Source organism: Citrobacter sp. Cpo142, assembly GCF_030332425.1.
Taxonomy (GTDB): domain Bacteria; phylum Pseudomonadota; class Gammaproteobacteria; order Enterobacterales; family Enterobacteriaceae; genus Citrobacter; species Citrobacter portucalensis.
The window spans coordinates 35,236-61,843 of record NZ_JAOWHW010000043.1 but is presented as its reverse complement, the minus strand read 5'-3'; the positions used below and the strand labels follow the sequence as shown (position 1 = coordinate 61,843).

26 protein-coding genes are annotated in these 26,608 nt (G+C 51.5%); 16 read left to right on the top strand and 10 right to left on the bottom strand.

Annotation, left to right across the window (positions count from 1 at the left end):
• Positions 1-324: 324 nt before the first annotated feature.
• Both OGY18_RS01960 and gapA read right to left on the bottom strand, forming a co-directional pair.
• The gene (locus tag OGY18_RS01960; protein ID WP_286551475.1) at positions 325-1,209 is read right to left on the bottom strand and encodes a D-hexose-6-phosphate mutarotase; all 885 of its coding nucleotides are present in this window, start codon (positions 1,207-1,209) and stop codon (positions 325-327) included.
• A gap of 72 nt (positions 1,210-1,281) precedes the next feature.
• Positions 1,282-2,277 (bottom strand): glyceraldehyde-3-phosphate dehydrogenase, encoded by a 996-nt coding sequence (gene gapA / locus OGY18_RS01955; protein ID WP_003030697.1) that lies wholly within the window; start codon positions 2,275-2,277, stop codon positions 1,282-1,284.
• A gap of 341 nt (positions 2,278-2,618) precedes the next feature.
• Between gapA and msrB the strand changes: the two genes are divergently transcribed.
• Both msrB and OGY18_RS01945 read left to right on the top strand, forming a co-directional pair.
• Entirely contained in the window at positions 2,619-3,032 is a 414-nt protein-coding gene (msrB, locus tag OGY18_RS01950; RefSeq protein WP_003832475.1) for a peptide-methionine (R)-S-oxide reductase MsrB, read from the top strand.
• Between the two features lie 42 nt (positions 3,033-3,074).
• Positions 3,075-3,350 carry a YeaC family protein gene (locus tag OGY18_RS01945; RefSeq protein ID WP_003030693.1) on the top strand — a complete coding sequence of 92 codons (276 nt, stop codon included), beginning with the start codon at positions 3,075-3,077 and terminating at the stop codon, positions 3,348-3,350.
• Positions 3,351-3,394: 44 nt separating this feature from the next.
• On the opposite strand, the gene yajD is transcribed toward OGY18_RS01945, so the two are convergent.
• Complete coding sequence (yajD, locus tag OGY18_RS01940; RefSeq protein WP_003832478.1) at positions 3,395-3,739, bottom strand: HNH nuclease YajD; 345 nt, start codon at positions 3,737-3,739, stop codon at positions 3,395-3,397.
• A 92-nt stretch (positions 3,740-3,831) separates the two neighbouring features.
• A complete protein-coding gene (chiD, locus tag OGY18_RS01935; protein ID WP_126318376.1) occupies positions 3,832-5,085 on the bottom strand; it encodes a chitinase ChiD in 1,254 nt (417 codons plus the stop codon).
• A gap of 296 nt (positions 5,086-5,381) precedes the next feature.
• Between chiD and OGY18_RS01930 the strand changes: the two genes are divergently transcribed.
• The 8 genes from OGY18_RS01930 to OGY18_RS01895 all read left to right on the top strand — a co-directional run bounded on the left by OGY18_RS01930 (position 5,382) and on the right by OGY18_RS01895 (position 14,125).
• Positions 5,382-6,458 (top strand): zinc-binding dehydrogenase, encoded by a 1,077-nt coding sequence (locus OGY18_RS01930; RefSeq protein WP_003832481.1) that lies wholly within the window; start codon positions 5,382-5,384, stop codon positions 6,456-6,458.
• A 26-nt stretch (positions 6,459-6,484) separates the two neighbouring features.
• On the top strand, positions 6,485-7,864 hold the full coding sequence (locus OGY18_RS01925; RefSeq protein ID WP_286551474.1) for an MFS transporter: 1,380 nt from the start codon (positions 6,485-6,487) through the stop codon (positions 7,862-7,864).
• Between the two features lie 17 nt (positions 7,865-7,881).
• Positions 7,882-8,925, top strand: coding sequence for an NAD(P)-dependent alcohol dehydrogenase (locus tag OGY18_RS01920; RefSeq protein ID WP_286551472.1), 1,044 nt, complete (start codon positions 7,882-7,884; stop codon positions 8,923-8,925).
• 24 nt (positions 8,926-8,949) lie between these two features.
• Positions 8,950-9,786, top strand: a complete 837-nt coding sequence (locus OGY18_RS01915) for a ketose-bisphosphate aldolase (RefSeq protein WP_003832486.1) — start codon at positions 8,950-8,952, stop codon at positions 9,784-9,786.
• Positions 9,787-9,790: 4 nt separating this feature from the next.
• Positions 9,791-10,738, top strand: a complete 948-nt coding sequence (locus OGY18_RS01910) for a carbohydrate kinase family protein (protein WP_286551469.1) — start codon at positions 9,791-9,793, stop codon at positions 10,736-10,738.
• 9 nt (positions 10,739-10,747) lie between these two features.
• Entirely contained in the window at positions 10,748-11,731 is a 984-nt protein-coding gene (gene ydjG / locus OGY18_RS01905; protein ID WP_003832488.1) for an NADH-dependent methylglyoxal reductase, read from the top strand.
• Between the two features lie 136 nt (positions 11,732-11,867).
• A complete protein-coding gene (locus tag OGY18_RS01900; RefSeq protein ID WP_032943120.1) occupies positions 11,868-12,626 on the top strand; it encodes a DeoR/GlpR family DNA-binding transcription regulator in 759 nt (252 codons plus the stop codon).
• Positions 12,627-12,766: 140 nt separating this feature from the next.
• Entirely contained in the window at positions 12,767-14,125 is a 1,359-nt protein-coding gene (locus OGY18_RS01895; RefSeq protein WP_063941481.1) for an MFS transporter, read from the top strand.
• 37 nt (positions 14,126-14,162) lie between these two features.
• Here the strand turns inward: OGY18_RS01895 and pncA are convergent, their stop codons facing one another.
• Genes pncA through sppA form a run of 3 tightly spaced genes read right to left on the bottom strand, consistent with a single transcriptional unit; the run spans position 14,163 to position 17,744 of the window.
• Complete coding sequence (gene pncA / locus OGY18_RS01890) at positions 14,163-14,801, bottom strand: bifunctional nicotinamidase/pyrazinamidase (protein WP_148362081.1); 639 nt, start codon at positions 14,799-14,801, stop codon at positions 14,163-14,165.
• Between the two features lie 14 nt (positions 14,802-14,815).
• Entirely contained in the window at positions 14,816-15,832 is a 1,017-nt protein-coding gene (ansA, locus tag OGY18_RS01885; RefSeq protein ID WP_003832492.1) for an asparaginase, read from the bottom strand.
• Between the two features lie 55 nt (positions 15,833-15,887).
• Positions 15,888-17,744, bottom strand: coding sequence for a signal peptide peptidase SppA (gene sppA, locus OGY18_RS01880; protein WP_149384624.1), 1,857 nt, complete (start codon positions 17,742-17,744; stop codon positions 15,888-15,890).
• A 175-nt stretch (positions 17,745-17,919) separates the two neighbouring features.
• On the opposite strand from sppA, the gene OGY18_RS01875 reads away from it, so the two are divergent.
• The 3 genes from OGY18_RS01875 (at position 17,920) to topB (ending at position 21,582) form a co-directional block, all read left to right on the top strand.
• On the top strand, positions 17,920-18,471 hold the full coding sequence (locus tag OGY18_RS01875) for an NAD(P)H nitroreductase (protein WP_148362079.1): 552 nt from the start codon (positions 17,920-17,922) through the stop codon (positions 18,469-18,471).
• Positions 18,472-18,587: 116 nt separating this feature from the next.
• On the top strand, positions 18,588-19,631 hold the full coding sequence (gene selD / locus OGY18_RS01870) for a selenide, water dikinase SelD (RefSeq protein ID WP_003832497.1): 1,044 nt from the start codon (positions 18,588-18,590) through the stop codon (positions 19,629-19,631).
• 4 nt (positions 19,632-19,635) lie between these two features.
• The gene (topB, locus tag OGY18_RS01865) at positions 19,636-21,582 is read left to right on the top strand and encodes a DNA topoisomerase III (RefSeq protein ID WP_191233334.1); all 1,947 of its coding nucleotides are present in this window, start codon (positions 19,636-19,638) and stop codon (positions 21,580-21,582) included.
• 88 nt (positions 21,583-21,670) lie between these two features.
• On the opposite strand, the gene gdhA is transcribed toward topB, so the two are convergent.
• Complete coding sequence (gdhA, locus tag OGY18_RS01860) at positions 21,671-23,014, bottom strand: NADP-specific glutamate dehydrogenase (protein WP_148362077.1); 1,344 nt, start codon at positions 23,012-23,014, stop codon at positions 21,671-21,673.
• Positions 23,015-23,266: 252 nt separating this feature from the next.
• Between gdhA and OGY18_RS01855 the strand changes: the two genes are divergently transcribed.
• Positions 23,267-23,527 carry a YnjH family protein gene (locus tag OGY18_RS01855; RefSeq protein WP_197971219.1) on the top strand — a complete coding sequence of 87 codons (261 nt, stop codon included), beginning with the start codon at positions 23,267-23,269 and terminating at the stop codon, positions 23,525-23,527.
• Here OGY18_RS01855 and OGY18_RS01850 read toward each other — a convergent pair.
• On the bottom strand, positions 23,487-23,900 hold the full coding sequence (locus OGY18_RS01850) for a pyrimidine (deoxy)nucleoside triphosphate diphosphatase (RefSeq protein WP_126956334.1): 414 nt from the start codon (positions 23,898-23,900) through the stop codon (positions 23,487-23,489). The two genes, OGY18_RS01855 and OGY18_RS01850, sit on opposite strands and share 41 nt — an antisense overlap.
• 79 nt (positions 23,901-23,979) lie before the next feature.
• Here OGY18_RS01850 and OGY18_RS01845 point away from each other — a divergent pair, with 79 nt between their 5' ends.
• Together OGY18_RS01845 and OGY18_RS01840 are read left to right on the top strand one after the other, a co-directional pair.
• Complete coding sequence (locus tag OGY18_RS01845; RefSeq protein ID WP_003832506.1) at positions 23,980-24,549, top strand: carboxymuconolactone decarboxylase family protein; 570 nt, start codon at positions 23,980-23,982, stop codon at positions 24,547-24,549.
• Positions 24,542-25,165 (top strand): CDP-alcohol phosphatidyltransferase family protein, encoded by a 624-nt coding sequence (locus OGY18_RS01840; RefSeq protein WP_286551478.1) that lies wholly within the window; start codon positions 24,542-24,544, stop codon positions 25,163-25,165. The genes OGY18_RS01845 and OGY18_RS01840 overlap by 8 nt, the downstream gene beginning before the upstream one ends.
• A 100-nt stretch (positions 25,166-25,265) precedes the next feature.
• Here OGY18_RS01840 and OGY18_RS01835 read toward each other — a convergent pair whose 3' ends face one another.
• Positions 25,266-26,573: a sulfurtransferase gene (locus tag OGY18_RS01835; protein WP_286551460.1), complete on the bottom strand. Its 1,308-nt coding sequence runs from the start codon at positions 26,571-26,573 to the stop codon at positions 25,266-25,268.
• Positions 26,574-26,608: the final 35 nt, after the last annotated feature.

Below are 26,608 nucleotides of genomic sequence, written 5' to 3'. Positions count from 1 at the left end.
TAGGCCGGATAAGGCGTTGGCAGCATCCGGCACGGTGCGCAGAACTGCCTGATGGCGCTGTGCTTATCAGACCTGCGGCTGCGTGTAGTTTGTAGGCCGGATAAGGCGTTGGCCGCATCCGGCATGGTGCGCGGAACTGCCTGTTGCGCTGTGCTTATCAGGCCTACGGCTGCGTGTAGTTTGTAGGCCGGATAAGGCGTTGGCCGCATCCGGCACGGTGCGCGGAACTGCCTGATGGCGCTGTGCTTATCAGGCCTATGGCTGCATGTAGTTTGTAGGCCGGATAAGGCGTTAGCCGCATCCGGCACGGTGCGCAGAGCTGTGTTAGCGTTTAGCTACACGAATAGTCTGCGCGAGGCGAGATGGTTTTTCTTCGGTGGTTTTCTGCGGAGCGGTCGCGTAAGCCGTTTCTACACAAACAAACGTTTTGTAGCCATCATCCGGCATGTCGCCCATGCTGACGGACAGCGCCGGGCCAGGGTTCCAGCCCACGACATTCAGGTGGTGGTGATGGACAACGTCGATATTGCGATTCAACGCTTCATCATGAATCACGCTACACGCTTCCGGATTCAGATAAACGCGATCGGTGCGGTCCGGGAAGGTCTGGATACCATCAGCCAGCACATCTTCTTTAGCATCATTCACTTTATCGATCAGGCGATCGCCAAGACCACTGACTTTCACTGCCGCAATGTCACCAACGTTGAAATAGGTATGCAGTGCCGAGGTGGTTTCAAACTCACCATGAGCTTCCAGCTCCATCTCACAGGTGGCTCCCACTTTGAAGCGGGCCAGTAGGCAAAACTCGTGTGGCCAAAGCTGACTCGTTTCAGCGTTGCTCTGCAGTTCAAACGTCAGCACCACGCCATTGTCGTCTTCGTTGTGAGCTTTCAGCGTCCATGGCAGATTGCGGGCAAAACCATGCGAAGGCAGGCCCTGCTGAGCAGCCGGACCAAACCACGGCCAGCAAATTGGTACGCCGCCACGCAGCGCTACGCCGGTTTTAAACGGGGTATTATTACTTAGCCACAGGACTTCCTCTTCACCATTTGGTTTCCAGGAAAGAAGATGTGCGCCCTGCAGTGCGAAAGAAGCTTTAACCTGTGGGTGATCGACAACAAGAACCTCAAGCTCATCAAGCTGACGGCGGGAGAGGACAGGGGTAATTTGTTCGATTACCGGAAGTGCAAAAATTTTATTAATCATTACGCAATCCTTTCTTCAGGCAAAAAAAAGAGCGACCTGAGTCGCTCTTACAGATTACTGTTTCATCTCAACTTATTTGGAGATGTGTGCAATCAGGTCCAGAACTTTGTTGGAGTAGCCGGTTTCGTTGTCGTACCAGGATACCAGTTTCACGAAGTTGTCGTTCAGTGCGATACCAGCTTTAGCATCGAACACGGAAGTGCAAACTTCACCGTTGAAATCGGTAGATACTACGTCGTCTTCGGTGTAACCCAGAACGCCTTTCATCGGGCCTTCGGAAGCAGCTTTGATTGCTTTCTTAATTTCTTCGTAAGAAGCAGCTTTTTCCAGACGAACAGTCAGGTCAACAACGGATACGTTCGGGGTAGGAACGCGGAACGCCATACCAGTCAGTTTGCCGTTCAGTTCTGGCAGTACTTTACCTACAGCTTTAGCTGCACCGGTAGAGGACGGGATGATGTTCTGGGATGCGCCGCGGCCGCCGCGCCAGTCTTTGTGAGACGGGCCATCAACGGTTTTCTGAGTAGCGGTGGTCGCGTGAACAGTAGTCATCAGACCTTCGATGATGCCGAAGTTGTCGTTGATAACTTTAGCCAGCGGAGCCAGGCAGTTAGTGGTGCAGGAAGCGTTAGAAACGATGTCCTGACCTTCGTATTTGTCAAAGTTAGCGCCTTTAACAAACATCGGAGTGTTATCTTTGGACGGACCAGTCAGAACCACTTTTTTCGCGCCAGCAGTGATGTGCTTACGAGCGGTTTCATCTGTCAGGAACAGGCCAGTAGCTTCAGCTACTACGTCAACACCAACTTCGTCCCATTTCAGGTTAGCCGGATCACGTTCAGCGGTAACACGGATTTTTTTACCGTTTACGATCAGATGACCGTCTTTCACTTCAACGGTACCGTTGAAACGGCCGTGAGTGGAGTCATATTTCAGCATGTAAGCCATGTAGTCAGCGTCTAACAGGTCGTTGATTGCAACGATCTCGATGTCAGAGCGTTCTTGAGCAGCACGGAAAACAATGCGACCGATACGGCCAAAACCGTTGATACCTACTTTGATAGTCATATATTCCACCAGCTATTTGTTAGTGAATAAAAGGTTGCCTGTAAAATTACAAAAACCTTACGCAGCGTCAAGCGGAATCGTGTCAATCATTGCGACAAATCAATCTGCTGCCTAAGCTTTGCGCAACTGACTCGCCTCACTCTTCCTTTGGGCTTGAAACCACATGGGGTCGGCGGCCCGAATTTTAAAGGGCAATCAAGATAAAAACGTGATTCTGATCACGAATTGCAGGCTGCCATTTCGCAAGGATCAAGTTTAGAACAAAAGTTCGCACTCCGGTGTTAATGTTTTGTTAGAATCTGTCCCGCGATGTGAGTTTAGATAAAGCGAGATGTGAGCAAATGGCTAATCAACCTTCTCCAGAAGAACTGAAAAAAAATTTAACCGAAATGCAGTTCTACGTAACGCAGAATCACGGGACAGAACCGCCATTTACCGGACGTTTGCTACATAACAAACGTGACGGCATCTACCACTGTTTGATCTGCGACAATCCGCTATTTCGTTCCGAGACAAAATATGACTCTGGCTGCGGCTGGCCCAGCTTTTACGAGCCTGTCAGCGATGAGGCTATCCGTTACATAAAAGATACGTCACACGGCATGCAGCGCATTGAAATCCGCTGCGGTAACTGTGATGCGCACCTGGGACACGTCTTCCCGGATGGTCCGAAACCTACCGGTGAACGGTACTGCGTTAACTCAGCGTCTTTGAACTTCACCGATGGTGAAAACGGTGAGCAAACCAAGGGTTGAAGAAACGATTCAGCAAATTATTCTACGGAGAGTGGATTTAACATGAATCTTGATGAGATGATCAACAGCATGACGCCGGAAGTTTATCAGCGCTTATCGACTGCCGTTGAGCTAGGGAAATGGCCGGATGGCGTAGCGCTAACGGCAGAACAAAAAGAGAATAGCTTACAGCTGGTGATGTTATGGCAGGCGCGAAACAATATTGACGCACAGCATATGACGATTGATACCAATGGTGAGATGGTTATGAAGAGCAAGCAGCAGTTGAAGGTTGAGTTTGGTATTACGCCAGAACCGATTGCGACCTTTAAATCCTAATTACCCAGGCCCGGCAAACATCTGTGTCGGGCCTGCAGTTGATATTATTTCTTGTTCATCATCGCCTTCAGATCGGCGAACGGGTTGTATTTCGCTTCGCCTACGGCCTTTTGCGCATCTTCTCCTGCAACCACCGTTGAACCATACTGGTCCGCTTCCGTATATTTGGAATGTTCGTGATCGTGGCAGTACAGGCACAACATTTCCCAGTTGCTACCATCTTCCGGGTTATTCGAGTGATCGTGATCGATATGGTGTACCGTCAACTCGCGCAAATTTGAATACACGAACTCACGGGAACAGCGTCCGCAGACCCAGGGAAAGAGTTTAAGCGCCTTTTCCCGGTAACCGACTTCCAGACGGGCGTAATTTTTAGGGATAAAAGCCATAAAGCTCATGCCTCCAGTAGAAATGAAGAGCTGCGCCAAAAGCTGGCGCAGCGGAATGCGCTAATCATAACCTATTGTGTCAGGTGTTGGGATCAGTGTTTGATGCCTAACGAATCGGCTAACTGCTTCGCCAACTGATTATTGTCATCTGCGCCGTACTCCCAGAACATGGCGCCTGCCAACCCTTTGCTTTTGATGTAGTCGGCTTTGATCGCCACTGAACGCGGGTTTTCATAGGAGAGGGCAAAGAGTTTTTTTCCATCCGCAGACTGTACCGACAGCCACGGCACTTTCGCTTCATCATCCCAATGTTGGCTAAAGCGTTTTTGCGGATCGTTAATCAACTTCGCCACAATATCGTTGTACTTCACGTAGGTATCTTTGCTCAGGTCGATGCCCAGTGATTTGAACAACTCAATTTGAGCTGACTCGAAATAGGGCTGGGTAGCCGGGTTTTTCTGCGCGTCAGGTTTGCTCCAGTCAATACCTGGCTCAACGGCGCGTTTTGGTACGCGGCCATAAAAGCCAATGCCCAGATTCATTTGACTCGGTTTCAGACCGGCGGCGAGATAGTTATTGACCACAAAATCGGCGCTGTACTTATCCGCTGCGGCGACCGTCGGCCATTGCGTCGAATCATACAGGTTCGAGTTGAAATATTGGGTGCCGTAAGCCATGTCGTAGGTCATCAGGTTGATGTAGTCGAGCGATGGTGCAATGGCTTTGACATCCACCCAGCTTTTCGGACTTTCTGCATTTGCGCCCACGGCGATGGTCAGCAGTTTTTTATGCCCCAATGCGGCGCGCAGCTCTGTTAATAGCGCGGTGAAGTTAGCGCGGTCAGCCGGTTGGCTTTCGACCAGTCCCCAGGCGCCGTTAACCGGATATTCCCAGTCGAGATCGATGCCATCCAGACCATATTTCGCAATTATCTCCTGCGCAGACTGAATAAACACTGCGCGTGTTTCCTTCGTTGCTGCCGCGCCAGAGAATCCACGCGCTCCCCAACCGCCGACGGAAAGCAAAACTTTCAGGTTTGGATTTTGTTTACGCAGCTGTGGAATTTTCAGCAAATCATCCTGCACTTTCTGTGAAAGCCAAATCTGATGCAGTTTGCTGGCGTCTTTTAAGGCGTCATTGGTCTCGTCTTTTTCGTTGTTATAGACAAGGCCAAACGAATAGTTGAGATGGGTTATCTGGCGAACATCCAGTTTATTGATGTCGCCACCGGGACCGGCAGTGACGTCGCCGCCACCATTAAAGTAGCCAACTGACATCAGTGAACTGGCGGAAACAACGCTGGCGCAGAGCAGGGGTAGTGCTGCCAACAAAGGCAATAGTTTCATCGGTGTTCCTCTTTGACATTTAAACAAGCAAACACGCCACGGAAATGGCGTGGCGAAAAAAACAGCACCCACAGGTTAACAGTTTCATAACAGGAAAAATGCGAAGGGGTTCACGCCATTTTAGCGAAGCGGCAGCCACGTTCACTTGGGTTTCAGTTCAACTTTGCATTTATTTGTGATCTTGGTTGTGAAATACAGATCAAAATCTGTGTTTTAAAGATTTGGTGTTGACCTCAAAAATTATATGGATAAGTATGATGGTCACTGATGCAAAACTAAACACAAAGGAAAATTCCATGAAAGCACTGGCAAGATTTGGCAAGGCCTTTGGCGGCTACAAGATGATTGATGTTCCGGAACCGGTATGTGGTCCGGATGACGTTGTGATTGAAATTAAGGCTGCTGCTATCTGCGGCGCTGACATGAAACACTACAATGTCGACAGTGGATCCGAGCAGTTTAATTCGATTCGTGGTCATGAATTTGCGGGTCAAATTGTGCAGGTTGGCGACAAGGTTAAGGACTGGAAGGTGGGACAGCGAGTTGTGTCTGACAACAGCGGGCACGTTTGCGGCGTTTGTCCGGCCTGTGAACAGGGCGATTTTCTTTGTTGTACAGAAAAGGTGAATTTAGGTCTGGACAACAATACCTGGGGCGGTGGGTTTTCTAAATATTGTCTGGTCCCTGGGGAAATACTCAAAATTCACCGCCATGCTCTGTGGGAAATCCCGGCAGGGGTAGATTATGAAGAGGCGGCTGTACTGGATCCTATATGCAATGCCTACAAATCTATCGCTCAGCAATCCAAATTTCTTCCAGGCCAGGATGTGGTGGTCTTTGGTACTGGTCCATTAGGACTCTTTTCCGTTCAAATGGCGCGCATTATGGGGGCCGTTAATATTGTGATGGTCGGGCTGGAAGAGGATGTTGCCGTACGCTTCCCGATCGCCAAAGAGCTGGGTGCGACAGCTGTCGTTAACGGTTCGACCGAAGATGTGGTTGCACGCTGCCAGGAAATCTGCGGTAAAGACAATCTGGGGCTGGTCATCGAATGTTCTGGTGCCAATATCGCCCTAAAACAATCGATCGAAATGCTGCGCCCGAATGGTGAAGTCGTTCGCGTCGGTATGGGCTTTAAACCTCTCGATTTCTCCATCAACGATATCACCGCGTGGAATAAAAGCATCATTGGCCATATGGCCTACGATTCCACATCCTGGCGCAATGCTATACGCCTGCTGGCCAGCGGCGCAATCAACGTTAAACCGATGATCACTCACCGTATCGGCCTGTCGCAATGGCGCGAAGGGTTTGACGCCATGGTCGATAAAACCGCGATTAAAGTCATCATGACTTACGACTTTGATGAATAACATGTTTATTAAAAGGACGTTATCGCATGGAACAAATAGCAAAACCGCACTGCGGCGCCAGGCTGGACAGGCTACCTGACTGCCGTTGGCACACGTCGATGTTTGCGATGGTTGCCTTTGGATTACTGGTTTGTTGGAGTAATGCCGTTGGCGGATTAATTCTCGCGCAGTTAAAAGAGCTTGGTTGGACCGATAATTCCACCACCGCCACGTTTTCTGCCATTACGACGGCGGGAATGTTTCTCGGCGCGCTCGGTGGGGGAATTATCGGCGATAAAACCGGACGTAAAAACGCATTTATTTTGTATGAAGCGATTCATATTATTTCTATGATCGTTGGCGCGTTTTCACCCAATATGACTTTCCTGATCGCCTGCCGTTTTGTAATGGGAGTTGGATTAGGCGCGCTGTTGGTGACTCTGTTTGCCGGGTTCACCGAATATATGCCAGGCAGAAATCGCGGCACCTGGTCAAGCCGGGTCTCGTTTATCGGTAACTGGTCTTATCCGCTCTGTTCGCTGATCGCGATGGGATTGACGCCGTTAATCAGCGCCGAATGGAACTGGCGCGTGCAGTTGCTGATCCCGGCCGTACTGTCGCTGGTGGCGACCGTTATTGCCTGGCGTAGTTTCCCAGAGTCGCCTCGTTGGCTGGAATCCCGCGGACGCTACGCCGAAGCTGAAAAGGTGATGCGGGCCATTGAAGAAGGGGTTGTTCAGCAGACCGGCAAGCCACTGCCGCCTGTGGTATTTGAAGATGACGACAAAGCCCCGCGCACAGTTCCTTACTCGGCCTTATTAACGGGTGTGTTACTGAAGCGCGTTATTTTAGGTTCCTTTGTCCTGATTGCCATGAACGTCGTCCAGTACACCTTAATTAATTGGCTACCGACAATATTTATGACTCAGGGTATTAATCTTAAAGACTCCATTGTCTTAAATACCATGAGTATGTTCGGCGCGCCGTTTGGGATTTTTATCGCCATGCTGGTAATGGATAAAATTCCCAGAAAGATAATGGGTGTGGGATTATTAGTGTTAATTGCCGTGCTGGGATATATCTATTCACTGCAAACCAGCATGCTACTGATTACGCTAATTGGTTTCTTCCTGATTACTTTTGTCTATATGTACGTTTGTTACGCCTCGGCAGTCTATGTTCCGGAAATATGGCCGACCGAAGCGAAACTTCGCGGTTCTGGTCTGGCGAATGCGGTAGGGCGTATCAGCGGTATCGCCGCGCCTTATGCGGTCGCGGTATTGCTTAACGGTTATGGAGTGACGGGTGTATTTGTACTGCTGGGTGCGGTCTCCATTATTGTCGCTGTCGCCATTGCTACCATCGGAATTGAAACCAAAGGCGTCTCTGTCGAAAGTCTCGGTATTGATGCAGTTACCAGCAAATAATATTGATGGGAAATAAAATGAAAAATTCAAAAGCGATATTAAAAACGCCGGGCAAGATGAAAATTATTGCCGCCGATATCCCGGTACCCAAAGAGCATGAAGTACTGATCAAAATTGAATACGTAGGTATTTGCGGTTCAGATGTTCACGGTTTCGAATCAGGTCCCTTTTTTCCGCCAAAAGACCCGAACCAGGAAATTGGCCTCGGACATGAATGTGCCGGTACGGTGGTGGCGGTAGGAAATCGCGTCAGTAAATTTAAACCGGGCGACCGGGTGAACATTGAACCCGGCGTGCCGTGCGGTCACTGCCGCTACTGTCTGGAGGGCAAATACAACATCTGTCCTGATGTCGACTTTATGGCCACGCAGCCTAATTATCGCGGCGCGCTAACCCACTATCTGTGCCATCCGGAGAGCTTCACTTACAAGCTGCCCGATAACATGGACACCATGGAAGGCGCGCTGGTAGAGCCTGCGGCGGTAGGGATGCATGCCGCAATGCTGGCGGACGTTAAACCGGGCAAGAAAATCGTCATTTTGGGGGCGGGCTGTATTGGTTTAATGACCCTGCAAGCCTGTAAATGTTTGGGTGCTACCGACATCGCCATTGTTGATGTCCTGGAAAAGCGTCTGGCCATGGCCGAGCAGCTTGGCGCGACGACTGTGATCAACGGGGCGAAAGAGGACACCGTTGCCCGCTGTCAGCAGTTCTCCGGCGATATGGGGGCTGACATTGTTTTTGAAACTGCCGGCTCGGCAATCACCGTTAAGCAGGCTCCGTACCTGGTGATGCGCGGTGGGAAAATCATGATCGTTGGGACGGTTCCTGGTGATTCGGCAATTAATTTCCTCAAAATTAACCGTGAAGTCTCCATTCAGACTGTTTTCCGCTACGCCAACCGCTATCCGGTCACTATTGAAGCCATTTCCTCCGGGCGTTTCGATGTCAAGTCGATGGTGACGCATATTTATGATTATGAAGATGTTCAGCGCGCGTTTGATGAGTCAGTTAACAACAAACGTGAAATTATCAAAGGCGTTATTAAAGTTAACCATTAATTTATTGAAAAGGGAGAAACAACTATGCTGGCAGATATTAAATATTGGGAAAATGATGCCCAGAATAAACATTATGCGATTGCCCACTTTAACGTGTGGAATGCGGAAATGTTAATGGGGGTGATGGATGCGGCGGAAGAGTCTAAATCGCCGGTGATTATCTCATTCGGCACCGGTTTTGTGGGTAATACCTCGTTTGAAGATTTTTCACATATGATGGTTTCGATGGCGAAAAAAGCCTCGGTGCCGGTTATTACCCATTGGGATCACGGGCGCAGCATGGAAATTATTCATAACGCCTGGACTCACGGCATGAATTCACTGATGCGCGATGCCTCCGCTTTTGATTTCGAAGAGAATATCCGCCTGACTAAAGAGGCGGTGGACTTCTTCCATCCGTTGGGTATTCCGGTTGAGGCGGAGCTGGGCCACGTGGGGAATGAAACGGTTTATGAAGAAGCGCTGGCGGGCTATCACTATACCGACCCGAGTCAGGCGGCGGAATTTGTCGAGCGTACCGGCTGCGATTCTCTGGCGGTGGCGATTGGGAACCAGCACGGCGTTTATACCTCTGAGCCGAAACTGAATTTCGATGTGGTCAAACGCGTGCGCGAGGCGGTATCCGTTCCGCTGGTGCTGCACGGCGCGTCCGGCATTAGCGATGCGGATATCAAAAAAGCCATTTCATTAGGTATTTCGAAAATCAATATTCATACCGAACTGTGCCAGGCGGCAATGGCGGCGGTGCAGGAGAACCAGAATCAGCCGTTCCTGCACGTTGAGCGTGAAGTTCGCAAAGCGGTAAAAGAGCGCGCGCTGGAGAAAATCAAACTGTTTGGCTCTGACGGTAAAGCGGAATGACAATATGGATAATATCGAGGTTATTTGTATAGGGGCGGCAATTGTTGATATTCCCTTGCAACCAGTGAGTAAAAATATCTTTGATGTTGACTCTTATCCATTAGAACGAATAGCAATGACCACGGGAGGTGACGCTATTAATGAGGCGACGATTATTTCTCGCCTTGGCCATCGCACGGCGTTAATGAGTCGGATAGGTAATGATGCAGCCGGTTATTTTATTGTCGACCACTGCCATCGGGAGAATATTGATATTAAAAGCCTGAAGCAGGATGCTGATATTGATACTTCCATTAACGTAGGTTTAGTCACCGCTGATGGCGAACGCACCTTTGTGACTAGCCGTAACGGCAGTTTATGGAAACTGAATATAAACGATGTTGATTTCGACCGTTTTTCTCAGGCAAAGCTGCTGTCGCTAGCGAGTATTTTTAATAGCCCGTTGTTGGATGGTGATGCACTGACGGCAATTTTCACACAGGCGAAAGCGCATAAGCTCATTATCTGCGCGGATATGATTAAACCGCGACTGAATGAAACGCTGGACGACATCCGTGAAGCGCTGAGCTACGTGGATTATCTGTTTCCCAATTTTGAAGAGGCAAAACTGCTCACCGGGAAAGATACGCTGGATGAGATTGCCGACAGTTTCCTGAACTGTGGTGTGAAAACCGTCGTGATTAAGACCGGCAAAAGAGGCTGCTTTATCAAACGTGTCGATATGAAAATGGTAGTCCCGGCCGTGTCGGGGATTACCGCCATCGACACCATCGGCGCGGGGGATAACTTTGCTTCAGGATTTATCTCCGCGCTGCTTGAAGGTAAGCCGCTTCGCGACTGCGCGCTGTTTGCTAATGCAACGGCGGCAATATCGGTACTGAGCGTGGGTGCGACGACGGGTGTGAAGAACAGAAAGCTGGTTGAACAACTTCTTGACGAATACGAAGGGTAATAGCGGCAGATGAAAATGATTCCTTTAGGCAGTACGGATATTACGCTTTCCCGCATGGGATTAGGTACATGGGCCATTGGCGGCGGTCCGGCATGGAATGGCGATCTCGATTTGCAGATTTGTATTGATACCATTGTTGAGGCGCATCGCTGCGGTATTAATCTGATTGATACCGCGCCAGGCTACAACTTTGGCAACAGTGAAGTGATTGTCGGTCAGGCGCTGAAAAAGCTGCAGCGCAGCGAGGTAGTTGTTGAAACCAAATGCGGCATCGTCTGGGAGCGAACAGGCAGCCTGTTTAACAAAGTGGGCGATCGCCAGCTGTATAAAAACCTCACGCCTGAGTCTATTCGTGAGGAGGTTGATGCCAGCCTGCAAAGATTGGGTATCGACAGTATTGATATCTATATGACCCACTGGCAGTCGGTCGAACCCTGTTTTACGCCGATTGCGGAAACCGTAGACACGCTGAATGCACTGAAAAAAGAGGGGAAAATCCGTTCGATTGGTGCGGCGAACGTCGATGCCGGGCATATCAAAGAGTATCTCAAACACGGTGAGCTGGATATCATCCAGGCCAAGTACAGCATTCTTGACCGGGCGCTGGAAGCTGATCTGCTGCCGCTATGCCAGCAGAATGGCATCATCGTGCAGGTATATTCACCGCTTGAGCAGGGGTTGTTGACCGGTACTATCGCCCGAGATTATGTTCCTGGCGGCGCACGGGCTAACAAGGTTTGGTTTCAGCGGGAAAATATGCTGCGGGTGATTGATATGCTAGAGCAGTGGCAGCCACTGTGTGAAAAATACCGCTGCACAATCCCCGCATTAGCTCTGGCGTGGATTTTAAAGCAAAGCGATTTGATCACCTTACTGAGTGGTGCAACCGCACCTGAACAGGTTCGCGAGAACGTCGAGGCGTTAACCATTCCCCTGACAGATGATGATTCATTATTGATGAGGCGAATGGCGGAAGCGTTGGATATAAATTAAGTCGGATAGAATTGACCTCTGTTTCTGCGTAAAAAAGTATTGAAATCTGTGATTCAGACATGTTCTTTTGAAAATAAACATAGCCTGTGAGATACTAGGGTCTTATTATTACTTTGCAGGAAACAGAGGTGTCATCGTGGCGGCAAAAGACAGGATTCAAGCCATTAAGCAAATGGTGGCTAACGATAAGAAAGTGGCGGTATCTAATTTAAGTTCAATCTTTCAGGTGACTGAGGAAACGATTCGCCGCGATCTTGAAAAACTGGAAGATGAAGGTTTTTTGACCCGAACATATGGTGGTGCAGTGCTCAATACCACCGCGTTGTCCGACAATATTCATTTTTATAAGCGTGCAAAATCTTTCTTCGAAGAAAAGCAGATCATTGCCCGTAATGCCTTACCGTTTATTAAAAATAAGACCACAATGGCTGCCGACTCCAGCAGTACCGCGATGGAATTATTAAAGCTGTTGAAGGAAAGAAACGATCTGACGTTGCTTACCAATTCGGCTGAAGCATTTCATGAGTTGGCGCAGTCAGAAATTAACGTGGTTTCTACCGGCGGTGAGCTGAATAAGAATACGCTGTCGCTGCAGGGAAGAATCACCAAGGAGATTATCAGCCGTTATCATGTTGATATCATGGTGATGAGCTGCAAAGGTTTGGATATGCAGAGTGGGGCGCTTGATTCTAATGAAGCGGAAGCGGAAATCAAAAAAACCATGATCCGCCAGGCGACTGAGGTGGCCCTGTTAGTTGATCACTCAAAGTTTGACCGTAAAGCTTTCGTTCAGCTCGTGGACTTTAGCCATATTAATTACCTAATAACCAATAAGGCACCGGGTGCAGAGTGGATTGCATTTTGCAAAGAGAATAATATTCAACTCGTTTATTAGCTATAACGAGGGTTGTGTCGATATTATTTTAAGTTTGCACCTGGTAAATGCCATAAGAATCTAATGATGATGGATGGCGCGGCAAAATTTTTCTGCCGCGATCGCCATACTTTCTATTTAGCTGAATTTGAGGCATCCAGATGGAACAATGTGACCCTATCGGCGCAAGATTAGATCGCTTACCTTTATCTCGATTTCATTTTCGTATTTTTGGAATTATTAGTTTTAGTTTGTTAATCACTGGTTTTCTCAGCTATTCCGGGAATGTGGTATTAGCAAAACTAGTCAGCACAGGCTGGTCAAACAATTATCTAAATGCCGCGTTTACCTCAGCGCTGATGTTTGGTTACTTTATCGGTTCGCTAGCCGGTGGGTTTATTGGTGATTATCTCGGTCGACGCAAAGCGTTCCGCGTCAATTTGTTAATCGTCGGGGCCTCAGCCTGCGCTGCAACGTTTGTGCCCAACATGTACTGGCTTATTTTCTTCCGCTGTCTGATGGGGATTGGAATGGGGGCGCTAATTATGGTGGGCTATGCCTCATTTACAGAATTCATTCCACCCGCGGTTCGTGGGAAATGGTCTGCCCGTCTGTCATTTGTCGGCAACTGGGCACCAATGCTATCTGCGGCAATTGGCGTCGTGATTATTGCACTTTTAAGCTGGCGGGTGATGTTTCTGCTCGGCGGCATGGCAATGCTGTTGGCCTGGTATCTGTCGGGAAAATACTATATTGAATCCCCGCGTTGGCTGGCTGGCAAAGGGCAGAGAAGCGAAGCTGAAAAACATCTTATGCAGGTGGAATCGCAAATTGAGAAAGAAAAAAACATCACTTTACCATCCTGCCGGAGCGAATGCTCGTCGGCGGATTTAAGTACGATAAGTGGTTCATTTTGGCTCTTGTTTAAGGGGCCAATGTTACGCTGTACACTGGTGGCGATCACGGTGCTTATCGCAATGAATATTTCGCTCTATACCATTACGGTATGGATCCCGACGATATTTGTTAATTCGGGAATCGATGTAACGAAATCCATATTTATGACCGCGATAATTATGATTGGCGCGCCGGTTGGGATATTTATTGCCGCGTTAATTATCGATCACTTTCCTCGGCGATTGTTTGGCTCATTCTTGTTGATTATTATCGCCTTGCTTGGGTATTTCTATTCGCTTCAAACTGAAGAGTGGGCAATTCTGAGCTACGGGCTGGTGATGATTTTTTTTCTGTATATGTATGTCTGCTTTGCCTCTGCAGTTTATGTCCCGGAACTATGGCCCACGCATCTTAGATTGAGAGGATCGGGTTTTGTGAATGCTGTGGGGAGGATTGTCGCTGTGTTTACGCCTTATGGCGTCGCTATTTTGTTGACCCGCTATGGCTCGGTTACGGTCTTTATCGTGCTAGGAGTAATGTTGGTGCTATGTGCGCTGATTCTTTTTTGTTTCGGCATCGAAACGCGCAAAGTATCACTGGAAGAGATTTCAGCGCTGGCCTGAGATAACGCGCCGACAGGAGAGACCCTGTCGGCATCGCTTACGGCTGGGTTTCCAGCCAGTCGTCCAACGTATACAGCGTTGCGCCCGCAGTTGCCATTTCCATAAAGGCGTTTGCACTGTCCTGGGGTTGAATATTAACGCCACGGCAGCCGTCGGTTATAACGCTGACGGTGTAGCCAAGATCGAGCGCATCCAGAACGGTGAATTTAACGCAATAGTCGGTAGCCAGACCCATGATGATGAGCTCGGCAATGCGGTGTTCGAGTAGCCATGCATTCAGCGCGGTAGCCTGACGACGACCATTATCAAAAAACGCGCTGTAGCTGTCGACCAGCGGGTTCTCACCTTTAGTGAACGTTTGAGTTATCGCACGCTGGTTCAGCAGCGGATGCAGGGCAGCACCTTCGCTGTTTTGTACGCAATGATCGGGCCAGAACGTCTGCGCCAGGCCATCGAGTTGTCCCTGGCTGTAGGACTCGACCTGATGCTGGCTGGCAAAACTACCATGATTCGCCGGGTGCCAGTCCAGACTGGCAACGACCGTGTCGCCGCGTATGGCACACCAGTCAATCAGGCGGTTGGCGATATCGATTGTGCTGTCACCTTGTGGGACCGCGAGGGCACCACCGGCACAAAAGTCATTTTGTAAATCGACCAACAGTAAGGCTCGGGCCATGGGCATAGACTCCTTTAATCGTCAGGTGTGAGCTCACCACGCAGATTTTGCGTCATTGCTTCACGAATTGTCTGCGTATCCAGTCCCTGACTCAGCAAATAGTGCAGTTTGGTGAGAGTGGCTTCGACGGTCATATCCGCGCCGCCAATCACGCCAGCATGTGCCAGCGCATTCCCTGTCGCGTAGCCCCCCATGTTCACCTTGCCGGACATACACTGCGTAAGGTTCACCACCACAATGCCACGCGAGCTCGCATCTTCAAGTTCTTTCAGGAACTCTTTATTCTGCGGCGCATTGCCCACGCCGTAGGAGCGCAAAATTAATGCTTTTACCGGCTGGCGCAGGAAGTTGCGCACTACATCAGCGGAGATCCCAGGATAAATAGTGACCACGCCAATCGGTTGCGGAGTGATAGGATGCACAATCAACTCACCTGTGCCGTGAGGTGCGGGCGGTGTTCCCAGCCGGCGAATGTGGATTCCGGCTTCCAGCAGTGGTGCAAGGTTGGGTGAGGCAAACGCGTCAAAACCATCAGCATGCGCTTTAGTGGTCCGGTTGCCGCGAAACAATCGATTGTTGAAAAACAGGGTAACTTCATTGATCGGATAATTTGCTGCAACGTACAACGCATTCAGCAAATTGATTTGTCCGTCAGAACGTAGCTCTGCTAATGGGATTTGTGACCCTGTCACAATGACTGGCTTGCCCAGATTCTCCAGCATAAATGAGAGTGCCGAAGCCGTAAACGCCATGGTGTCAGTGCCGTGCAGAATGACAAAACCATCGTAATCGTCGTAGTGCGCTTTAATGTCTTCAGCAATATGCTGCCAGTCTTCTGGCGTCATGTCGGAGGAATCCATCAGCGGGACGTATTCGTGGATGGTGAAGTCTGGCATCTCTGGGCGGTGGAATTCAGGCATCAGTGCCAGCTGACGCTGGAGATGACCGGAAACAGGAATATAACCCTGTTCTGAGCGCTGCATACCAATGGTACCGCCGGTATAGGCAACGTAAATCGATTTCTTTTGCATGACTTTTCTTCTGTCTCAAAGAAAACCCCTCTTCATCCCGAAGAGGGGTCAATAGTTAGCGAACGTTGGCGCAGGTCAGGCAAAACGCATAGCGGTTTTGCGGATCGTTAAACGCGGCCAGCTTTTCGCTTTCTGCTTTAACCGTACTCGCCGCAGAAGCGAGCGGCGCCGGGAGCATCGCCTGGATCGCTTCAGGCAGCATGGCACGAACGGAACCGGACATGCTGTCCATCACAATATCAACGAATGTCGGTTCGTCCTGATAATATTCAATGTGCCATTGCTTCAGTTTGGCCAGCTCAGCCGCTTTCGCCACGGCGTCATCAAAATCACCCAGACTGTCTACCAGACCATTGGCTTTCGCATCCTGGCCGGTCCAGACGTGGCCCTGCGCGATTTTGTCAATCTGCTCAGGCGTTGTCTTACGCGCATCTGCGACCAGCGTGATAAAGCGCTTATAGCCGTTCTCGATGCTCAGTTGCATCATTTGCTGCACTTCAGGTGGTAACGCTTTGGTGATGGAGATATCCGCCAGTGGGGATGTCGCCACGCCGTCGGTGTGTACACCAATGGAATCTAGACTGTTTTCCACAGTGTTGATCACGCCAAAGATCCCGATTGAACCGGTCAGCGTGCTGGGGTTCGCCACAATGTAGCTTGCTGGGGTGGAGATCCAGTACCCACCGGATGCCGCCATGCCGCCCATGGACACGACAACCGGTTTGCCTGCCGCTTTTGCCGCAGCCAGCTCAGCGCGAATGACTTCGGAGGCGCTGACGCTGCCGCCAGGGCTGTTCACGCGCAGCACAATCGCTTTCACTTTCGGATCAAGACGCGCTTCGCGGATCTGAGCGGCTGTGGTGTCACCCCCCACATTCCCCGGCGTTTCTTCACCGTCCATAATTGCGCCATTCGCGAAGACGACGCCAATGCTGTCCCCAGTATCCGCTGGCGTTTTCAGCGAATAATCGTAATAGCTGACGGCGCGATAATTTTTATCCGCTTTGCTCCAGCCAAACTGTTTGGTCAGCATTTTTTCGACTTCAGCGCTGGAAGCGAGTGCATCCACCAGTTTGTTGTCGAGCGCATATTTCGCGGTATCACCATCGACTTTTGTCAAACCGTCCAGCATGGCCTGTGCGCCCGGGAACACCTGCTGGGCAGGGATCTGGCGGTTGGCAGCGACTGTGTCGAGATAGTTCTGCCACAGCTCGCCGATCCAGCGGCTGTCGGCCTCGCGCGCGGCAGGAGACATATCATCACGAATGAACGGTTCTACGGCAGACTTATAAGTCCCGACACGGAATACGTGTGTGGAAACTTTCAGCTTGTCGAGCAGGGACTTGTAGTACAAACCGTTGGTGGCAAAGCCGTGCAGATCAACGGAACCCTGCGGAGAGAGATAAATTTTATTGGCGAAACTGGCGAGGTAGTACTGCCCCTGGCTGAAGTTATCGCCCACGGCAAAGACCGGTTTGCCGCTGTCGCGGAATTCCCGCAGCGCTTTACCGATATACTGCATGGAAGGCTGGTCGGCCCCGGCAAAATTTTTCAGATCCATCACAATGCCGGTGATGTTGCGATCATCTTTTGCCTGGCGAATAGTATTCACGATATCGAACAGGGAGTTTTCCTGCAGACGATCGGAACTGGCGCCAAACAGCTGACGACCAATAACGCTTAAACGACTGGTGCTCGAAGGCTTATCGACAATCACCCCCGAGATATCCAGCAGCAGTGCGCCTCGCTCAGCGTGTTCACTGGTATTGCTGCTGCTGACCTGCATCCAGATGCCCGCACCCACCAGCACCAACAAGATGAAGAACAGGTTAAGCACAAATTCACGGACGAAATTCAGTAATCGCCATGTCCATTTAAAAAATCCGGCAATAAATCGCCACAGGGTTCGCATGTATTCTCCCTACCGATTAACAACACGCCACCCCGAAATTCCGGAGAAAGGCGATAAGATGAGGCTATCGTAATGACCCGACAGGCACTTGTCAGCAGGAATCACCGCCTGTGCTGTAACAAAATCCGCTCACGTGTTAATTTTGTGAACAAATCTCATTGTTGGAGTTAAGCAAATGGATGCACTCGAATTACTGATTACCCGTCGTAGCGCCTCTCGTCTCGTCGAGCCGGCCCCGACAGGAGAGCAACTGCAAAACATTCTGCGGGCGGGTATGCGCGCGCCAGACCACAAAACGCTGCAACCGTGGCAATTCTTTGTCATTGAGGGCGAAGGGCGTGAGCGTTTTAGCGCGGTGCTTGAAAAAGGGGCGATTGCCGCAGGCAGTGACGAGAAAGCCCAGGACAAAGCCCGCAGCGCACCGTTTCGCGCGCCGCTAATTATTACCGTGGTGGCGAAATGTGAAGAAAACGACAAGGTTCCTCTGTGGGAACAAGAAATGTCTGCCGGTTGTGCGGTGATGGCTATGCAGATGGCCGCAATTGCCCAGGGCTTTGGCGGTATCTGGCGCAGTGGTGCATTAACCGAAAGTGCGGTCGTTCGCGAAGCATTCGACTGTCGCCCGCAAGATAAAATCGTCGGTTTCCTCTATCTGGGCACACCGCAGCTAAAAGCATCCACGACGATTAACCTTGCCGATCCGGGCGCATTCGTCCGTTATTTCTGATCTCAACGGCAAAACTGTCTGGATTCTGAGCAAAGACACCCGAATTCAGACAGTCACTCTTACCACATCATGGAATGAGCGCTACCATATCCGGATTGCAATGACAGGAGATGTCCATGAGCGAGCAAGCTATTCGTTTAACGCAATACAGCCACGGAGCCGGTTGCGGTTGTAAAATTTCCCCAAAAGTGCTGGAAACCATCCTGCACAGCGAGCAGGCGAAGTTTGTTGATCCGAACTTACTGGTGGGTAATGAAACCCGCGACGACGCGGCCGTATACGATCTGGGAAACGGCACCAGCGTTATCAGCACCACCGATTTCTTTATGCCGATTGTCGATAATCCGTTTGATTTTGGCCGCATCGCCGCGACTAACGCCATCAGCGATATTTTCGCTATGGGCGGCAAACCGATTATGGCAATTGCTATTCTGGGCTGGCCGCTGGATAAGCTGGCACCGGAAATCGCCCGCGAAGTAACCGAAGGCGGACGCTTTGCCTGCCGTCAGGCGGGTATTGCGCTGGCGGGCGGTCACTCTATCGATGCCCCAGAGCCAATCTTCGGCCTTGCGGTAACCGGCGTTGTGCCGACCGAACGCGTGAAGAAAAACAGCACCGCTGAAGCAGGGTGTAAGTTGTTCCTGACCAAGCCTCTGGGTATTGGCGTTCTGACAACTGCTGAGAAAAAATCACTGCTGAAAGAAGAACACAAAGGACTGGCGACAGAAGTGATGTGCCGGATGAACATTGCCGGTGCGGCATTCGCCGATATTGATGGCGTGAAAGCCATGACCGATGTTACCGGTTTTGGTCTGCTGGGGCATCTGAGTGAGATGTGTCAGGGTGCAGGCGTTCAGGCGCAGATCGTCTACCAGGATATTCCTAAGCTGCCAGGCGTTGAAGAATACATCGCGCAGGGCGCGGTGCCGGGTGGTACCCAACGTAACTTTGCCAGCTACGGACACCTGATGGGTGAAATGCCGCAATCGGTACGCGATCTGCTGTGCGATCCGCAAACTTCCGGTGGCCTGTTGCTGGCGGTAACGCCGGAAGCTGAAGCCGAAGTGAAAGCGGCAGCGGCGCAGTTCGGTATCGATCTCACCGCCATTGGTGAGTTAGTGGAAGCTCGTGGCGGTCGCGCCATGGTTGAGATTCGTTAACTCGATGCGGTTGTTTATTGCCGAAAAACCAAGTCTGGCGCGTGCTATCGCCGATGTGCTGCCGAAGCCGCATCGCAAAGGCGATGGTTTTATCGAATGCGGAAATGGACAAGTGGTGACCTGGTGTATTGGTCACCTGCTTGAACAGGCGCAGCCGGATGCCTACGACAGTCGTTATGCTCGCTGGAGTCTGGTCGATCTGCCGATTGTCCCGGAAAAGTGGCAACTGCAACCGCGCCCCTCGGTGACCAAACAGCTCAACGTCATTAAGCGCTTTTTGCATGAAGCCAGCGAAGTTATTCACGCCGGTGACCCCGATCGTGAAGGGCAACTGCTGGTGGATGAAGTGCTGGATTACCTGCAACTGGCACCTGAAAAGCGCCAGCAGGTGCAGCGTTGCCTGATTAACGACCTTAACCCGCAGGCCGTTGAGCGGGCTATTGAGCGGCTGCGCGCCAACAGTGAGTTTATCCCGCTGTGCGTGTCGGCACTGGCGCGAGCGCGTGCGGACTGGCTGTACGGTATCAATATGACGCGCGCTTACACCATTCTTGGACGTAACGCGGGCTATCAGGGCGTACTTTCGGTCGGGCGCGTACAGACGCCGGTGCTGGGCCTGGTTGTGCGTCGCGATGAAGAGATTGAAAACTTCGTCGCCAAAGATTTCTTCGAGGTAAAAGCGCATATCGTGACGCCCGCCGATGAGCGGTTTACCGCTATCTGGCAGCCGAGCGAAGCGTGTGAGCCGTATCAGGATGAAGAAGGGCGCTTGCTGAATCGCACGCTGGCTGAACACGTGGTGAACCGCATTAACGGTCAACCGGCGATAGTCACCAGCTATAACGATAAACGGGAATCAGAATCCGCGCCGTTGCCGTTCTCGCTGTCTGCGTTGCAGATTGAAGCGGCGAAGCGCTTCGGTTTAAGTGCGCAAAACGTTCTGGATATCTGCCAGAAACTGTATGAAACCCATAAGTTGATTACCTATCCGCGTTCGGATAGCCGTTATCTGCCGGAAGAACACTTTGCCGGGCGTCACGCGGTACTGAACGCGATTAGCGTCCATGCGCCGGATCTGCTCCCGCAGCCGGCGGTCAATCCCGATACGCGAAATCGCTGTTGGGACGACAAAAAAGTGGATGCGCACCACGCCATCATTCCTACCGCGCGCAGTTCGTCCATCAACCTGAATGACAACGAAGCGAAAATTTACAACCTGATTGCCCGTCAGTATCTGATGCAATTTTGCGCAGATGCGGTATTCAGGAAGTGCGTTATTGAGCTGGATATCGCCAAAGGTAAGTTTGTCGCTAAAGCGCGTTTTCTGGCGGAAGCCGGATGGCGCACGCTGCTCGGCAACAAAGAGCGCGATGAAGATAATGACGGGACGCCGCTGCCGGTGGTGGCAAAAGATGACGAACTGCTGTGCGAAAAAGGCGAAGTGGTAGAACGTCAGACTCAACCACCACGTCACTTTACCGATGCCACGCTGCTGTCAGCGATGACCGGGATTGCGCGATTCGTGCAGGATAAAGATCTGAAAAAGATCCTGCGCGCAACGGATGGTTTAGGTACGGAAGCAACGCGCGCCGGTATTATCGAACTGCTGTTTAAGCGTGGGTTCCTGGTGAAAAAAGGACGTTATATCCATTCGACCGACGCGGGAAAAGCGCTGTTCCACTCGTTGCCAGAAATGGCGACGCGCCCGGACATGACAGCGCACTGGGAATCTATCCTGACCCAAATCAGCGAAAAGCAGTGCCGCTATCAGGATTTCATGCAGCCGCTGGTGGGGACGCTGTATCAGCTTATCGATCAGGCGCGCAGCACACCGGTACGACGCTTTCGCGGAATTACTGCACCTGGCGGTAGTGGTAGCGATAAGAAAAAGAGTGCGCCGCGTAAACGTCCGGCGAAAAAAAGCCCGCCATCGGAAGAGGCAGGCGTGTAATTTGTAGGCCGGATAAGGCACGTGTGCCGCATCCGGCAATGCCTGATGGCGCGACGCTTATCAGGTCTACGGAAACAACAGTTCTGAATTAAATCACGCCCTGACCCAACATCGCGTCGGCAACCTTCACGAAGCCCGCGATGTTGGCGCCACGTACGTAGTTGGTATGCTTGCTTTCGCCGCCGTATTCAACGCAGGCATGGTGAATATCCAGCATGATGTGGTGCAGGCGCGCATCCACTTTCTCCGCTTTCCAGCCCAGACGAGCGGCGTTTTGCGCCATTTCCAGACCGGATGTCGCTACGCCACCGGCGTTTGCGGCTTTACCCGGTGCGAACAGTACGCCCGCTTCGAGGAACAGATCTGTGGCCTCGATAGTGGTCGGCATGTTTGCCCCTTCGGCGACAGCTTTCACGCCGTTGGCGATCAGTACGCGCGCTGCATCGACATCCAGTTCGTTCTGAGTGGCGCACGGCAGGGCGATGTCGACCGGAACCGACCACGGTTGTTTGCCTTCCAGATAGGTCAGACCAAACTCACGGGCGTAATCCGCCACGCGACCGTCACGGCTGTCTTTGATCGCACACAGACGCGCCAGTTTTTCTTTAGTAAATCCGCTTTCGTCAACCACGGTACCGCTGGAATCAGAGGCGGTAACTACCCGCGCGCCAAACTCCATGGCTTTCTCAATGGCGAATTGCGCCACGTTGCCGGAGCCAGAAACCGCCACGCGCATGCCTTCAAAGCCCAGACCATGGCGTTTGAGCATTGCTTCGGTGAAGTACACCAGACCGTAGCCGGTGGCTTCCGGGCGGATCAGGCTGCCGCCAAAAGAGAGACCTTTACCGGTAAAGACGCAGGCGCTGTTGTTGGACAGTTTTTTCATCATCCCGGCCATAAAGCCGACTTCACGACCACCCACGCCGATATCGCCCGCCGGGACGTCGGTATCAGGACCTAAATGGCGGAACAGTTCGGTCATCAGTGCCTGGCAGAAACGCATGATTTCGCCTTCGCTTTTACCTTTCGGATCGAAATCGCTCCCGCCTTTACCACCGCCCATTGGCAGCGTGGTGAGGGCGTTCTTAAAGGTCTGCTCGAAACCCAGGAATTTCAGGATAGACAGGTTCACGGAAGGGTGGAAACGCATACCGCCTTTGTACGGGCCAATGGCAGAGCTAAACTGTACGCGCCACGCGCGGTTGACCTGCACCTGATTGCGATCGTCCAGCCAAACTACGCGGAACTGGATCACGCGCTCCGGTTCAACCAGACGTTCCAGCAACGACATCTGACGATAACGCGGGTTCTGCTCAAGAAAGGGCCACAGCGTCGTCATTACCTCACGAACGGCTTGCGCGAACTCGGTCTGATTCGGGTCGCGCTTTTGCACATGGTTGAGAAATGACTCCAGAGAACATGTCTGATCCATAGATATAAGAACCTCTTATGTATTGATATGGTTATATTTTTGATATTTATGTTATGTGTTGTGCAGTTTTTGACTATACCATCAGCAGTGTGACGTGACGCAAGAAAAAATTAACCCCGCTAAGTAAATTAATATTGCGCCGTGGGTCATAACCAAAAACGATGATGGAAGGGACTAAAGTTTCTGCCGATTTATACCGTTATACTGAGCATAAATGTCAGTTAAAAAGGAAACACAATGCGCCGTTTAATCATGGCAGGAGCGTTGGTTCTGGTGTCCAGCGCGACGATGGCAAATCAGCTTTATCGCCCGGATGTGCAGGTGAATGTACCGCCGGAAGTGTTCAGTTCCAGCGGTCAACGGGCACAGCCCTGTAGCCAGTGCTGTATTTATCAGGATCAAAACTACTCTGAAGGGGCGGTGATTAAAGCCGATGGCGTTCTGTTGCAGTGCCAGCGAGATGATAAAACGATCAGCACGAATCCGCTGGTCTGGCGGCGCGTAAAAGGATAAACGCCTCTAACAACGGGATATCGGCGGGCGCCAGTGGATAACGCAGCGCCTCTTCAGGTGAGCACCAGACGATATCCTGATGTTCAAATGCTCTCAATTCCCCCTGAAAAGACGGCACATGCCAGGCGTGTAGGTGAATCAATCGGCCTGAAACCTCGCGTTGATGACTGGCAATGTAGCGCCCCACGACCGCCTCAATGCCCAACTCTTCACGCAATTCACGGATCAGCGCCTCGGGCTGACTTTCGCCCGGCTCAACCTTACCCCCGGCAAACTCCCACATGCCTGACTGATCCGCATGAAGCGGACGCTGAGCCAGTAAAATTTTGCCATCACGTTCAATGATAGCGGCGACCACGTCGAGGGTTTTCATCATATTCATCAAGATCTAACAGCAGAAAATGACATACTATCGTTATCTTTGTTTTATCTAAAGTATTCAGGAGTCACCGTTGAACGAACCTCAGTCGTGGGTAAAGCCGTTAACGCGTATCCCTTCCAGTTTAAAACCGCTCGTTGCCACGCAGAAAAAACATTATGGCGATGTGCTGCATCCCACGCGCTGGTGGGGGCGGATGCCGTTTCTGTTCTGGCTGGTGGCGCTGTTTGTCGGGTTTCTGGAGCGTAAAAAGGCGCGCTTAACGCCGGTGATGCGCGCGCTGTTGATGACCCGCGTTTCTCAGGTCTGCCACTGTGCTTTCTGTGTTGATGCGAATAGTTTACGGCTGGCAGAACGCTGTGGCGCGCTGGATAAAGTCATGCAGGTTGTCAACTGGCAAGATTCGACGCTGTTTAGCGCTGAAGAACGCGTAGCGCTGGCCTATGCCGATGCGGTTACCGCAACGCCTCCACAGGTTGACGATGCGCTGAAAGCTCAGATGAAGCAGCATTTTACCGATGTTGCCATTACGGAAATGACCGCGCTGATTGCGTTTCAAAATCTCTCGGCGCGTTTTAATGCCGCTCTCGATATTCCCTCGCAGGGACTGTGTGACAGTTTTAAAGGACGCCCGCATGCTTGACCGCCATCTTCATCCACGATTAAAACCGCTGTTGCATCGGTGCGTAAGTATTATTGATAAACCGGCGATTACCCCGGACGGACTTACGCTGGTCGGATTTGCCATTGGCGTGCTGGCGTTGCCATTTCTGGCGTTAGGCTGGTATCTGGCGGCGCTGGTGGCCATTTTACTCAATCGGTTGTTTGACGGACTGGATGGGGCGCTGGCGCGGCGCAGAGGACTATCCGACGCCGGCGGATTTCTCGATATCTCGCTCGATTTTTTGTTTTACGCCCTTGTGCCGTTTGGTTTTATTCTTGCCGCTCCGGCGCAAAATGCGCTGGCAGGCAGTTGGCTGTTGTTCGCGTTTATTGGCACCGGTAGCAGCTTTCTGGCTTTCGCCGCACTGGCAGCAAAACATCAGATTGATAACCCCGGTTACGCGCATAAATCGTTTTATTATCTTGGCGGGCTGACCGAAGGAACTGAGACAATTTTGCTGTTTGTGTTGGGGTGTCTGTTCCCGGACTATTTTGCCGTGCTGGCGTGGGTCTTTGGCGCGCTGTGCTGGATGACAACGTTCACCCGGATCTGGAGCGGATATCTGACGCTGAAAACCGTTCAGCGTCAGGCGTAAGGTAATGCGTTGCCGGATGCGCTTCGCTTATCCGGCCTACAACGATGATATATCCAGGCTGGGTAAAGCGTTCTCGCCGCATCCGGCAATAATGCCAGTCTTACTTGCTGGCGTCCGGACCCCGTTCACCGCTGGCTACCGGGTTTTTCGGATTGCTGCTCCACTCGTACCAGCCACCATCGTAAACAGAGACGTTTTTCCAGCCCATCGCGCGGGCATACATAAACGTTTCTGAAGCACGCCAGCCGGTACCACAATAGAAAGAGACCTGTTGATTCGGCAGGATATTCCATTGCTTCCACATGGCGGCGATGTCATCCGCGCTGCGCATGGTGCCATCCGGGTTATGGAAATCTTCCATGTGGGTGGAGTCGCTGCCCGCGTGGCCCCAACGTGCGCCTGCGATCTCACCTTTTGGCTTAATGTAGCTGTAGCCGCTGGTAGTACCGACAAATTCTGGCCATGAACGAATGCTTACTAAAGACGCATCCTGGCGATGCAGCAGACCGCGAGCCTGTTCCATATCGAGCATCAGCTGCGGCTGGGCAGGGATTTTCACGCCGAAATCAGGTTCTGGTTTCACCGTTGGCGGAGTGCCGCGTTCGACCGGTAAACCTGAGTCGGACCAGGTTTGCCAACCGCCGTCGAGCAGACGAACGTCTTTCACGCCTGCGTACAACATAATTTGTGCCACGCGTGCGGCGGCATAGACATCGCGGCCGTATAAAATTACCGTGGTGTCGTGGCGGATACCGTGTTTCGCCAGCATCGCTTTAAGCTGCTCATCGGAAACCTTATTCCACAGCGGTTCGCTTTCAACTTCATTGGTATCAATGTAACCCGCGCCGGGGATGTGGCTGAGCAGATACAACTTCGGCGCGCCCCAGGCGGCTTCAATCACTTTCCAGTTACCCGCTGGTTTGGCAGTCACGTCTTTACCCTGCTGAAGTTCGTGCAGCCACTGTGGGTAAACCAACTGTTCGAAGTGCGGCAGACGTTGCAGACGCACAGGATCTGTCAGCGCATCGCTGAGGGTTGAGATATGGTTAAAGCCAACTTTTTGCAGACGGGATTTAACGGCCTGCATGTCGTTATCACGGCCATACAGCGCCACCGGAGCGTCGGTCTTAAGTTGATGTGACTTAACCCAGGCGCTGAGTTGTTCATCATTCATCTTGTCGAGCCAGGCGGCAGACAGATTCAGTGCGGAAGGTTCGTGTCCTGAAGGACCATTGAGCGATTGCGGCCAACCGTTGTAAAAAGCGCTCTGACGGGTATCGATCGCCGCGCCTTGCTTTTGCTGTAACTGGTTGAGGGTGAGCGTCTGTGCTGTTTCAGCAGCCCAGGAAGAAGCGCAAGCGAGCCCTAAAGCCAGTGCCAGCGCGGTCATTTGAGAAACACGTTTCATCGAATAGCCCGACGTTGAAAAAAAGAAGACGACAT